General features: G+C 42.3%; 9 protein-coding genes and 1 pseudogene. 1 reads left to right on the top strand and 9 read right to left on the bottom strand.

Annotated features, from left to right (window positions below):
• Positions 1–258: 258 nt before the first annotated feature.
• The 4 genes from B3O33_RS15675 to B3O33_RS15660 all read right to left on the bottom strand — a co-directional run bounded on the left by B3O33_RS15675 (position 259) and on the right by B3O33_RS15660 (position 4,118).
• Positions 259–1,137 carry a hypothetical protein gene (locus B3O33_RS15675; protein WP_136554462.1) on the bottom strand — a complete coding sequence of 293 codons (879 nt, stop codon included), beginning with the start codon at positions 1,135–1,137 and terminating at the stop codon, positions 259–261.
• Between the two features lie 58 nt (positions 1,138–1,195).
• A complete protein-coding gene (locus B3O33_RS15670) occupies positions 1,196–2,158 on the bottom strand; it encodes a plasmid recombination protein (RefSeq protein WP_292361820.1) in 963 nt (320 codons plus the stop codon).
• 98 nt (positions 2,159–2,256) lie between these two features.
• Positions 2,257–2,442 carry a helix-turn-helix transcriptional regulator gene (locus tag B3O33_RS15665; RefSeq protein ID WP_211116142.1) on the bottom strand — a complete coding sequence of 62 codons (186 nt, stop codon included), beginning with the start codon at positions 2,440–2,442 and terminating at the stop codon, positions 2,257–2,259.
• A gap of 515 nt (positions 2,443–2,957) precedes the next feature.
• Entirely contained in the window at positions 2,958–4,118 is a 1,161-nt protein-coding gene (locus B3O33_RS15660; protein WP_168800187.1) for a tyrosine-type recombinase/integrase, read from the bottom strand.
• A gap of 573 nt (positions 4,119–4,691) precedes the next feature.
• On the opposite strand from B3O33_RS15660, the gene B3O33_RS15655 reads away from it, so the two are divergent.
• Complete coding sequence (locus B3O33_RS15655; RefSeq protein WP_292361819.1) at positions 4,692–6,464, top strand: methanol/ethanol family PQQ-dependent dehydrogenase; 1,773 nt, start codon at positions 4,692–4,694, stop codon at positions 6,462–6,464.
• 169 nt (positions 6,465–6,633) lie between these two features.
• On the opposite strand, the gene B3O33_RS15650 is transcribed toward B3O33_RS15655, so the two are convergent.
• The 5 genes and pseudogenes from B3O33_RS15650 to B3O33_RS15630 all read right to left on the bottom strand — a co-directional run.
• Entirely contained in the window at positions 6,634–8,358 is a 1,725-nt protein-coding gene (locus B3O33_RS15650; RefSeq protein WP_292361818.1) for a PQQ-dependent sugar dehydrogenase, read from the bottom strand.
• A 334-nt stretch (positions 8,359–8,692) separates the two neighbouring features.
• Positions 8,693–9,946, bottom strand: a complete 1,254-nt coding sequence (locus B3O33_RS15645) for an ammonium transporter (RefSeq protein ID WP_292361817.1) — start codon at positions 9,944–9,946, stop codon at positions 8,693–8,695.
• Positions 9,947–9,955: 9 nt separating this feature from the next.
• A complete protein-coding gene (locus B3O33_RS15640) occupies positions 9,956–10,294 on the bottom strand; it encodes a P-II family nitrogen regulator (RefSeq protein ID WP_292363936.1) in 339 nt (112 codons plus the stop codon).
• 228 nt (positions 10,295–10,522) lie between these two features.
• A complete protein-coding gene (locus B3O33_RS15635; RefSeq protein ID WP_292361815.1) occupies positions 10,523–11,695 on the bottom strand; it encodes a trans-sulfuration enzyme family protein in 1,173 nt (390 codons plus the stop codon).
• A 206-nt stretch (positions 11,696–11,901) separates the two neighbouring features.
• Positions 11,902–12,429, bottom strand: a pseudogene (locus B3O33_RS15630) (ammonium transporter); the annotation flags it as partial.

Raw genomic sequence — 12,429 nt, 5'->3', positions numbered from 1 at the left:
TCAACCATTAAATCCGTATACCCTGTTTATATTAGGTAGTGTGCATTGACTTAGTAATAATTTGGGATAAAAGTTGAGTATTGCTAAAGGCTTCAACCCCCTCTTCTGCTGTGTATGCATAGCTACAACAGTCAAACTGGAGTACGAAGCTATGCATTCAACGTTCGTATCAGCCATGGAGACATAAAGTTTGCGGCATCATGATGTCAGCGCAAGTTATGATAGATTGCTCAATCTGTAAGATTTTATGTTATGGGATTATTCTTGAAAGATATACGTCATGCTAGAAGATAAATTGCTTGGCAAACTTACTGGCTCATTGAATATTGTTGATAAAAGGAACATTAAAGTTATAAGTATCGAATATGCTTTGTAGTGGCAATTTTTCTTATGGTTCACCTTTAATTGTTGCTTCAAACTCTTACATTTAAGAGATATTTCAATCTTCTCAGTCATGATCTGGTTAGATGAAACTTTATGATTTTCAGTCTGAATTTTTTGCTCTTTAAGCTGTTTTAGAAGGCTGTTATTTATCGCCTTTATGTCTGAAATCTCATTGATTTTCTCTACTTCATCGACTTTTCTTTGCTCTAGCGCATCTAATGCACTGGCTTGCCGAACTAAAGATTCTTTAAAACTATTAAAATTTAAATATTGAGGTATAAATGTTTTATTTACAGAAGGACTTTTCGCTGCTTCTTTTCGCTGTTTGGAACTAACTTTATGTTTGTGGTTATTCTTAATCATTTCATGCCACTCTATGGCATTGCATGGAAAGTCATTTTTTAACGTTCTGTGAGTATTAGTAATGGCACTCTTACTGACCTGTAATTCTCGAAGATAAGGGTATTTGATAACTATCGAATATGCATTACGCCAATTTTTCCATCTATCATAACTCCAGCCTAAATGTTCAACGAATGCTTTCCATGATTTAAAACCTTGCTGTCCTACCAAACTGCCCTGAATTTCTTGATTTGAGGGCGTACCGTGCTTTCCTAAAAAAGGAATATTCTGGTAGCAAAATTCCACTGTATCAATCCACCCATTTTTACGTTCTAGAGCGAGCATGTCACTCAGCTGCAGCTTAAATAGTTCAGCATCTTTTATGTCAATAAACTTGGCGTTTGCTGCCATTATTCATTACCTCAATACGTAATAGGGTAAAAATTACCCCTTTCTGTTATGGTTTAATTCACCTAGGACTATAGTTATCGTCACCTTCTACTTGTTGATATTGCTCAACTAAGGCCTGACTTTTAGCTAATTCTTTTTTCAAAGCTGCATTTTCTACTTGGATTGCTTCCCAATGTGAAAGATTGTTTTGCATGTGCTCATATTTCTGATTGAGAGCCATAATCATCTGTTGTAATTTCTGTATCTGTGCCTGATTCTCAAGCTCTGTTGCTTTAAACTTTTTATCAGCCTCGGCTTGCTTATCCTTAATTGTTTTCTCTAAATGCTCAAGATAATCAGCTGACTGCTCTTCAGCATTTTTTTTGATGCTCAAGTAAACATCCCTTGTGTAGCGTTTTCGAGCTGGACCAATACGTGCTATATCATGGTGACTCGATACCTGTTCAAAAAATAAATCTTGTAACTTAGACATCTCTGAACGGTATGTACCTGTATAGGTTGTGTCTATCTTTTTGTATTCTTTGGCAGCAAATCCAGGGTGGAGACGTTTAGCGTTAGCATCTATTGTATAAACATGGATGTGAAAATAACTTTCGTCTATGTGGAGTACGGCAGAATCAATTTCACCAAATTGATTTTGATGGAACTCTATACAATCTTTGAAAAAGTCATCCATTGCATCGTGTTTTACCTTTCCGATTTTGACGGGATAACTGTATACAGCAGCAAGCAAAACGTGCGCATCAAACCGAACAGCTCGTTTTTTTAGCCCCCCATGCTTGGTATCCATTATATTTTGACCAGTGTCTTTCAGTAGTTTTTCAAGTCTTTTTGGCAAATCCTCAAGAGGTTTACCTGAAATTAATCTCACTGATTGAGGGACCTTGACGTGATTGCAACTCCCTTTAAATCTGATAGCCTCTTTCACGATTTTATCCACGGTGTTGCCATACTTCTTGGATGACAAACTGGATATCTTTCTTGGATATGTCTTTACGTGCATAAACTGGCTGAGTGTCATAATAAATTTCCTTGCTTAATATAGTAATGCTGAGCTCAAAAAGGTTGATTGATCTACTAACCTATAACCGACTATAGGTTAATGATTTATTGATCAGCTCATGCAGCCCTTCCCTTAGCCACAAATTCTTTAATATCTGCAAGCTCGTACCTTACAGATCCGCCCACTTTATGAAAATTGGGACCTTGACCCGAACTACGCCAATTCGCCAATGTTTGAGTGGAAACCTTTAATAGCTGTGCAACATCCGCAGCTGTCATTAGTTCAAAAATATTGCTGTCCATATTTACCTCTGGTTGTTGTTTACATATGAACAGTATACGGAAGATAAACCACCTTGATAACACCTAACACATTGATATTTATAATGTTTACTAGGTATAGCATCTTACTGTACATTTAATTATCGTTTGATAATTGCCATACAAGCGAAAAAGACAATAAAAATGGTGATTGGAGATAATTGAGATAAGGAAAATTTGATGTGAAGGGGATTTCATTAAATCACAGTAACCGCTTAGTTTAAGTATGCAATCTTCAGTTTGTTATGCTCATACTTGCCTGCGTTTGAAACTTTTTCTGAACAGAATAAAGTGTTTTTTCGTAGATTAGAGGCTCATCAATTTTGACGTTGATCAATTCTTGATAACTGATTTTGTTAACATTAGGCTGAATTCGGCCAGCGATTTTCGAGGGCTGTTACTTTTGGTACGCTTTTTAAGAATAGCTTCTTGTTTTTTCTTGCGTTTAAATAGCTCTCGGTCAATCAAAACAATTTACAAAGTTTTTTATCGTTTCGTTAAGCTTTCACTGTTTCATCTATAAGTTGTGACACCTGATTAAAAGCTTTTCTCAAAGTATCTTGCTCAGTAATGATATATCCACCAGTAACATCACTATCTGTGACATGATCCAACATTCTTTTGATGAGAGTCGTAGGTAGCCCGCAAGCTTCAGCAAGAGTAGCAAAGGTACGTCTAAGATCATGGCTACTAAACTTAAGATTTATATGATTAATAATGCGATTGATCTGTTTTTTAGGCACCCACATAGGATTATCTCCATCTAAATTTGGAAACACCCAAATGTTAGTTCCTGTCTCTTTGTGTAATTCTTCCAATGTAGGTATTAATCGATCTGGAATGGGCAGCATCACATCTGTGCCTGTCTTGGTATCAAATTTTGCCGTTTTGCCGTCAAGATCTACATTGCACCATTTTAAAGATAGCGCACTGCTGCTTCTAACCCCCATGCGAAGCAACATCAATAAATATGTTTTAGCTTTCTGATTCGTCAATTGCTCTACTGCATCAAGCCAGTTTTTTAATTTATTACTAGGAATAACTCGCTTTGAACGATTATTTTTATGCCAAAGCCTGCCATTTTTCAGTACCTTCGTTGGTGATTCTTCAATTAACTCAAGTGCTACTGCATAAAGCATTAATAAGCGAAAAATTCGCATAGTTCCATTAGCCGTTGTTTTACCAATTTCACTCAGCTCCTTAAACTTTGTCTGAACATCATGTGATGATATCGCTGAGACAGGCTTGCTCAGCCAATCACTCAAGTACTTCTCAGTTTTATATTGATAATCTTCGATTGTTTTAGGCTGAAGGCTTCTATTATCCAAATACAGAACAAGCAAATCAGCCAATGTGGTTCTGAGCTTCTCTTTCTTTCGCTTATTCAAAATTGGATCTTCATTCCTGGCCAATGCCAGTAATAAATGCTGAGCTTGCACACGGGCATCTTTAACATTCCAATCGGAACATTTCCCAATTGTGATGTTACGAAGTCTTCCCTGAACTCGCTTTCTGACTATATATGATCGATTACCTGACGAACTAATTCGGCATATGAGCTTGGATTGTTCAATATCTGTATATTCCATATATCCAGATTCAGGAACTGCAAGATTTTTGATTCTTGCTTGTGTAAAAATAATTTGGTTCGTCGCCACCCCAATCTCCAATGTAACTGCTATGTAACTTTTGAAAGTGATATCTCGGTAAAGATCGGGATCTAAAATGAAATACACTTTCTTCAAGTATCACATAAGCGACTGTCCTTGTTAATATTTTGGGAATTTTATTTGGATTAGCAATATAACCTGTATATGACTGTTAATCATTGGGTCGCTGGTTCGAGTCCAGCTCGGGGAGCCAATGATTTAAAGAACCTCAGCAAGTAATTTTTCTGAGGTTTTTTTATGTCTGAGATTTCACCATTACGTCTTCCATATATGCTTTCATTATTGACGACTTCAAACTGTAAACTCTCTTCATCTCGGCTGCTTCACCCAAACTTAATATATATATTCTCTGCACAATTAATAATATAAATATCTCACCCTATCTTCCAAAGCCTGCCTTTGGCTTACTTGACTGTGGTTCCATGGCGTTCAAAAAATTTCGGACACACGGGCCATTAATCCTGTTACCTCGTTGCTACTATCCCCCACACCGTTGAAAAGCCAACAACGCATGACAAATGTTTAATGGCTTTTTATGGCGGCTAACATAGAGGAAACAACATGACTAAAACAAAATTATCTTTACTGATGCTGTCGATGACCATTCCTGGTTACAGCGTTGCAGATGAGTTAGGCGAAATGCAGAAAAACCCTGACACCTGGGTGATGTCAGCAGGTGATTATGCCAACACCCGTTATAGCCAATTGTCTGAAATTAACCTCGACAATGTGCAGGCACTGAAAATGGCCTGGTCATTTTCTACCGGCGTTTTACGGGGCCATGAAGGTAATTCGCTGATTATTGATGATGTGATGTATGTGCACACGCCATTTCCCAATATCGTCTTCGCATTAGATTTAAACAATGACGGGGCGATGAAATGGAAATATGAACCTAAGCAAAACTACGATGAGACGGTTCCAGTTATGTGCTGTGACGTAGTCAATCGTGGCCTGTCTTATGGTGACGGCAAGATTTTCCTGAATCAGGCTGACACCACGCTGGTCGCTTTAGATATTAATACCGGTGAAATGCTGTGGTCGGACAAACGTGATGACCCAAGAACAGGCGCAACTAACACCGGTAACGCCAATGTGTTTAAAGACAAAATCATTGTCGGTATTTCAGGCGGTGAATTCGGTGTGCGTGGTTATGTTCAAGCCTACAATATGAGTGGCAAATCACTCTATAAAGCCTACAGTACCGGCCCCGATGACGAAATGATGGTTGATCCGCAAAACACCACTGCCATGCTGCAACCTATCGGCAAAGACTCTTCATTGAACTCCTGGCAAGGTGAGCAATGGAAAATCGGTGGCGGCACTACCTGGGGCTGGTTCTCCTATGATCCGGATATGAATCTGTATTACTACGGTACCGGTAATCCATCTACCTGGAACCCCTTGCAACGTCCGGGCGACAACAAATGGACCATGTCACTGTTTGCCCGAGATTTGGATACCGGCGTAGCCAAATGGATATACCAAATGACACCGCATGATGAATGGGACTATGACGGTGTGAATGAAAACATCCTGGTCGACCAGAAAATCAAAGGCAAAATGCGAAAAATGCTGGTGCATTTTGACCGTAATGGTTTTGGATACACCATGGACCGTGCAACAGGTGAATTGCTGGTAGCAGAAAAATTCGACCCGAGTGTGAACTGGGCCGATAACGTTAATCTGAAAACCGGCTTACCAGATCGGGTAGCGAAATACTCACCTGCAACCCATGGTGAAGATACGCAAACCACCGGTATCTGCCCGGCAGCGCATGGTGCAAAAGATCAGCAACCTGCTGCTTTTTCCCCAAAAACCGGATTATTCTACGTGCCCACCAACCATATCTGCATGGATCTGGAACCATTTGAAGTGGAATACCTGGCCGGTCAGCCGTATGTGGGTGCTGAAGTAAATATGTACGCCGCGACCGAAAACAATATGGGTAACTTTATTGCCTGGGATGCTCGCGAAGGCAAAATCGTCTGGTCTAATCCAGAAAGGTTCTCAGTCTGGTCAGGCGCAATGGTTACTGCTGGCGATGTTGTTTTCTACGGCACGCTGGAAGGTTACCTCAAAGCACTGGATGCCAAAACCGGTCGTGAACTTTGGCGCTTCAAAACCCCATCGGGCATTATCGGCAACGTCAATTCCTACAAACATGGTGGCAAGCAATACATCTCCATCTTGTCAGGCATTGGTGGCTGGGCCGGAATCGGTATGACCAATAATCTGGAGAATGATACAGATGGTCTGGGTGCAGTTGGTGCTTATAAATCACTGTCCAACTGGACGTCATTGGGCGGTGTGTTAAGCGTGTTTAGTTTGTAACTTAATTAACAGCAGCTTCATAATTTAGCCCGGCACTATTGAATAGTGTCGGGCTTTTTTCTTATCCAAAGCTGATATCAACAAACTCACCCTTAATCGCCGGGCCATTTTAGCTGGTGTTATCAAGTTTTAGCCCACACCAAGTAACCGTTCATCAGATAACCAGTTGTTAAATCATCTCACCGGTATAATTGAGAAAATCAATGATTAGCAGCAAAGTCTCTTCATCAACCGAAGCCGCCTGCATACTGGTGCCGGGAATCAACTCCTGAGGATCTACAAGGAAACGAGCAAGACTTTCTTCATCCCATACAATTTCAGCGCTTCGCATCGCCTCCGAGTAATCAGGATATATCCCGCTACCCGCTGTAGCTGAATATATGTGCTGCAGTCCCGGTGCTTTGCTGTGATCATTTCCAACCAGACTATGACACTGAATACATTGACTAATACCGGATTCAAGCTTTTTCAGCTGACTGTCACTTAAAGATGCCTTATCTGCAAAAGCGAGTACCACTTCATCCATATCTATAAGTTCCGTTGGTGTTATATACCCAACGCTCATATCGTCTGAGAATACAATGAGCTTTCCGTTGAGTTCAGCCAGATCGCGGATCCGCTTTCCATATGGTATCTGCTCAACATAAGCAACTCTGTCATCATGGAGCCTGACCCGGTAAAGTGACTCCGCAACAAGGCTGGAAATCAGTAGATCACCTTGCCAGTGCGCATGAAAATCATTCAAACGGATAATACCCGAAGGAGCAATCGAAGGAACCCAGGAAAACAACGGTGCAGCAAATTCAGCATGCCGACCAAACGAGTTTGAGAAAGGCATAGGGGAACGGCTGTAACTCGTTCCATAAGTTTCTACTGGCCAGCCATAGTGCACTCCCGGCTTCAGTATATTGAGCTCATCTCCCCCTCGTGCACCATGCTCAACTGCATATACGGTATCATTACTGACCGTTAGCCCCCCCATATTCCGATGTCCCTCTGAAAATACCGAACTTACTCCAGTATCAATATTAATGAGAAGAGACTTTCCATAATGATTGTTTGAATCAAGTGCTAGCTCCTCCCTCAGGAACTCTCCGTTTTCCAATATAATCAAGTCATCGCTGTATTGCGCGATACGACCTCCGGCCATCTGACCAATCACTGCCCAGAAATTCGTTTTAAGCGGAAGACATGGCTCAGACCTGTAAATAATTCTCCACGCATCACCGGATACCAACACAGTCTTCAAAGACTCATAGCTGGCTATGCTCTCCAATTCGTAACCTGCAACTATGTTTTGAAAACATTTCTCACTGGCGTTAATGTCGGTATAGGAAATCAGGATTGTCGTTGACTCATTACCAGAATGTAAAAGTAGATCGTTATATTTGAAGGGAGTCTTTTGGAATCTGACATTATTGTAGGCGGGATCGCTCTGCATCAAATTTTCATATGCCTGGTAGTCTATGGAGGGCACCGTGATCCGTGTTTTTTCCGGCCATTGCTGCTCTGTTCCAACATACAGATCACCAATCGGATCCAATAGAAGATAGAAGTCATCTCCAACAGCAATCGCACCACCAGTATAATCATAGGTACCGTAGTAACTCTGCCGGGCATTACTGAAACGCATCCACTCAACTTGCAGATTGAGCAAACCGGTTTCAATTTCCCCTGTTGTAATTCGTCTGGTAATTTCCTTCTGCGTACTGCCAATATCAGAGTCCTGATCCACTAAGTCGCTTTTAACTTTCCCTAACTTCGCATCCAGACTTTTCATACTTTCATATAGTAAACCAGACTGCGATTGATGCACTTTAAATCCCGCAAGCAATGACATCGAAATCGCGGCTATAAGGATGAGGGAGACCAGAAAAAAAATTGTGTAGCGCATATTTATTCGCCTTAGGAATAAATGGCAGTTTCAGTCAGTATATGCATCCTTTCCACTAAATTACCATCCTGAGCAGGATGCCACACACACCCCAAACTCAACCGTTTGATAAATACCGGCATTCAGGGGGCAGTATCTGAAAGATTCATATTTTTTAAACTGCCAATTGCCACGTCAGAGGATGTCGTTTTCTATGGCATGGTGAAAGACTATTTTTCCAAAAGTTATTGAACTTCAGTCGTTTAAAACATTATCAACATAGATAATTCTTAATAACAAAAAAACGCCGGCATTATGAAGCCGGCGTTTTGGTTGAATAATGAAACTACTTTGTTTATTTATCAGAAGTAAATTCCGGATAAGCGGACATACCACATTCGCTGATATCCATACCTTCCATTTCCTCCTCTTCATCAACACGTAGCTTGGCGAATTTATTGATAATCGACAAGACGATAAAGGAAGCGATAAACATCCAGGCAAAGGTCACCACGGTACCGATCAGCTGACCGGCAAATGTGGCATCCGGGTTGCTGAGCATGACCGCAAAGATCCCCCAGATGCCCGCAGTACCATGGACTGAGATAGCCCCGACGGGATCATCAAGCTGCATTTTATCCATTAATACAACGGAGAATACCAGCACGATACCGCCGACTGCACCGACAATCAGTGCCAGGCCAGGGCTTGGCATTAATGGTTCGGCAGTGATTGACACTAACCCGGCCAATGCACCACTGATGGTCATCGTTAAGTCGGTTTTACCAAACAGGAATCGTGCCAGTAACGAAGCGGCAACCATACCTGCTGCTGCAGCCATATTTGTGTTCACAAAGATTTTAGCGACAGCATTGGCTTCTTCGATGTTGGCGATTTTTAACTCTGAACCGCCATTGAAACCGAACCAGCCAAACCAGAGGATAAACATACCCAATGTCGCCATGGGTAAGTTGGCACCAGGAATGGCATGAACTTCACCGTTTTTGCCATATTTGCCTTTACGCGGCCCAATGATAATCACGGCTGCCAACGCGGCGGCGGCACCGGCCATATGTACAACAACTGAACCAGCAAAATCCTGGAAGCCCAGTTGATCGAGGAAGCCGCCACCCCATTTCCAGTAACCTTCTACCGGATAAATGAAGCCAACCATAAATACAGCAAATACCAGGAACGGCCATAAACGCATACGTTCAGCGACCGCACCCGAAACAATCGACATGGTTGCTGCAGCAAAAACCGCCTGGAAGATAAAATCCGCCATTGCTGAGTAATAAGGCGCACCTTCACCACCCGCTAATACCGATTCTGTTGAATTATCTTCACCCAGGAAGAAATCAATGCCCGGAATCCATGAATTGACCGGATCCGCTGGATACATAATGTTGTAACCAACAATGAAATACACCAGACAGGCGATACTATATAAAAGTACGTTTTTATTAAGGATTTCGACCGTATTTTTACTACGAACCAACCCCGATTCCAACATGGCAAAACCGGCTGCCATTAACATAACGATCGCTGTACACATCAGGAAATAGAATGTGTCCAGCGCATAACTCACTTCAATTGCAAGAGTATCCATTCTGTTCTCCTAAATAGCGGCTTCGCCGGTTTCACCGCTTCTGATTCGAACGGCTGACTCCAGCGATGAAACGAAAATTTTGCCATCCCCGACTTTTCCGGATTTGGCACTGGCAGAGATGGCCTCAATGGCTTTAGCCACATCCTCATCCCCTACCACTAATTCAAGTTTGATTTTTGGTTGAAAATTGACCGTGTATTCAGCTCCCCGATACATCTCGCTATGACCTTTTTGTCGCCCATAGCCTTTGACTTCGGTTACGGTAAGACCTGATATACCAATATCCTGAATGGCCCCCCTCACCAACTCGAGAGCATGCGGGCGAATAATCGCCGTTATCATCTTCATTTCTCGCTCCTGTTAATTAAAATTAAATTTAATTTACCCCGGCGAAACAATGAAAAATCCATGCCACGTATTTTTTCACTTTAAAGTCATACAGTTAGGTTTGTAACTTGGGTAGTGAGCGTTTTTATGCCCCAATTTGATGCAGAAAAGCGTTAAAAACGCACTGGCAACGTGCGCATTAACGCAAAATAGGCTTTCTTACTTTTTGAATGTGCGCTGATTCGTTCACTAACAAAGGCTGAACGCCTGATCCAAATCGTCGATTAAATCCTTCACATCTTCCAAACCGACAGATAACCGAACCAGACTGCCGTCAACATGAGCCTGTTTAAGTGTTTCTGCTGACAACCCATGATGCGAAGTGTAAATCGGCTGCGTTGCAAGGCTTTCTACCCCGCCAAGACTGGGGGCAATGGCAAATACTTTAAGCAGATCGATAAAACGCTCCGCCATTGCGGCATCACCATCAATGTAAAAACTGACCATGCCACCAAAGCCAGACATTTGCTGGCTGACAAAACTATGTTGCGGATGTGAGGCCAATCCGGGATAACAGGTTTTACGGACTTTTGGATGTGTATCCAGATAGTCGGCAATTAACTGAGCATTAAGATTGTGACGCTCTACTCTCAATGCCAATGTGAGCAAACTGCGAGACAGTTTATGGGCCACTTCGGTCGCAATGGTCTGCCCCAGATTTTTACGCCATTCATTGATAGCCTCCAGCTCCAAACGACGCCCTGACAGTACACCAGCCGTTAAGTCACTGTGACCACCAAGATATTTAGTGGCACTTTGCACAGTAAAGTCAGCACCTAGCCTGATCGGAGACTGATTAACAGGTGTCGCAAAGGTATTGTCGACCGCCAGCAACGCACCATTTGCATGAGCCAACTTAACTAATTTACTGATATTTTGCAGAATCAAGGTGGGGTTGCTTGGTGTTTCAATAAATACCAGTGCAGGTTGATGTGTTTTCAATGCTGTTTCTATTGCATTCAAATCGGTTTGCTGCAATAAGGCTGTTTTGAGACCCAACGCCGGCAATTGCTTATCTAAAAGCTGCCGGGTTCCACCATACACATCTCCCAGGCAAAGGATACCCTGCCTGGCAAAATGCATAAACAATGCAGAAATTGCGGCCATACCTGAAGAAAATGCCAGACTAGCTTCAGCCTGATCCAGCTGAGCAAGTTTATCTTCCAATGCAATGATAGTTGGATTCATGCCATAGCGAGTGTAGAAAGCACCCGGTGTTTTTCCCTCAATAACATCCCGCATGGCCTGCGTACTCTCAAATGCAAACAAACTGGTGTCATATAAAGGCGGTTGAGGCGATCCCTGGTTATTATGGTTGGTATCACTATGTATGCAATGCGTCATCGTCAGCTTTGATTTCATAAGCTCGGTATCCTGAAAGTATGATGGCTATCATCCACCATCAACATATTAAAAAACAAAACAAAAAAACCGGCCTAAGCCGGTTTTTTTTTAACGCTCTGTGAATATGGTCACCCCAGCCACAGTCCCGATGCAAATTTGTTACATTCACTTTCGGGACTGTGAGCAAGGCAAGTTCACGCTATTTCACGTTCAACGTACCTGAATCAAGGTTTGTTGTCAGTCACAGGATCGACATCCGGCTCGATGTCCCAGTAGACTTTGTCCAGACCTTCAGCCTGTGCATCATCTGATACATCCATGCCAATAGTATGTTTCAGAATAAACGACATCACCAAGGCTGTGACAATACCAAAACCAAGACTCACCACAATGCCAACCACCTGCATCAATACGCCAATTTCACCATGCTGGAAAGCATAGATGCCCTCTTCAATACCGAGGTAACCACCGCGCGGTACGCCTATGTGCAGCAGCCCCGTCATGATTAGACCATAAGAGCCTACACCGGCAAACAACGGCAGTAACTTATGTTCATCAATATTACGTTTTTGCATGAACTCATAAATCAAATACGCTACAACCGGCGCACCCAGTGCTACCAAAAACATCTGCCAGGGCACATAAACGTCAAAGCCTGATGCGCCAGCAACGTAACCGGCCAATGGGCCAAGCAGCAGATAACTGAATTTACGGGTTGAATAGGCCAGAATAGCTCCCATCAGAGCACCACC

Origin of the sequence: Methylophaga sp. UBA1464, from assembly GCF_002325665.1 — a bacterium.
Classification (GTDB): domain Bacteria; phylum Pseudomonadota; class Gammaproteobacteria; order Nitrosococcales; family Methylophagaceae; genus Methylophaga.
This window is presented reverse-complemented; position numbering and strand designations above follow the sequence as displayed.

Coding starts and splice junctions, on each gene's coding strand:
- B3O33_RS15650 (WP_292361818.1), bottom strand. CDS start 8,358: ATGCGCTACACAATTTTTTTTCTGGTCTCCCTCATCCTTATAGCCGCG.
- B3O33_RS15655 (WP_292361819.1), top strand. CDS start 4,692: ATGACTAAAACAAAATTATCTTTACTGATGCTGTCGATGACCATTCCT.
- B3O33_RS15670 (WP_292361820.1), bottom strand. CDS start 2,158: ATGACACTCAGCCAGTTTATGCACGTAAAGACATATCCAAGAAAGATA.
- B3O33_RS15665 (WP_211116142.1), bottom strand. CDS start 2,442: ATGGACAGCAATATTTTTGAACTAATGACAGCTGCGGATGTTGCACAG.
- B3O33_RS15645 (WP_292361817.1), bottom strand. CDS start 9,946: ATGGATACTCTTGCAATTGAAGTGAGTTATGCGCTGGACACATTCTAT.
- B3O33_RS15640 (WP_292363936.1), bottom strand. CDS start 10,294: ATGAAGATGATAACGGCGATTATTCGCCCGCATGCTCTCGAGTTGGTG.
- B3O33_RS15675 (WP_136554462.1), bottom strand. CDS start 1,137: ATGGCAGCAAACGCCAAGTTTATTGACATAAAAGATGCTGAACTATTT.
- B3O33_RS15635 (WP_292361815.1), bottom strand. CDS start 11,695: ATGAAATCAAAGCTGACGATGACGCATTGCATACATAGTGATACCAAC.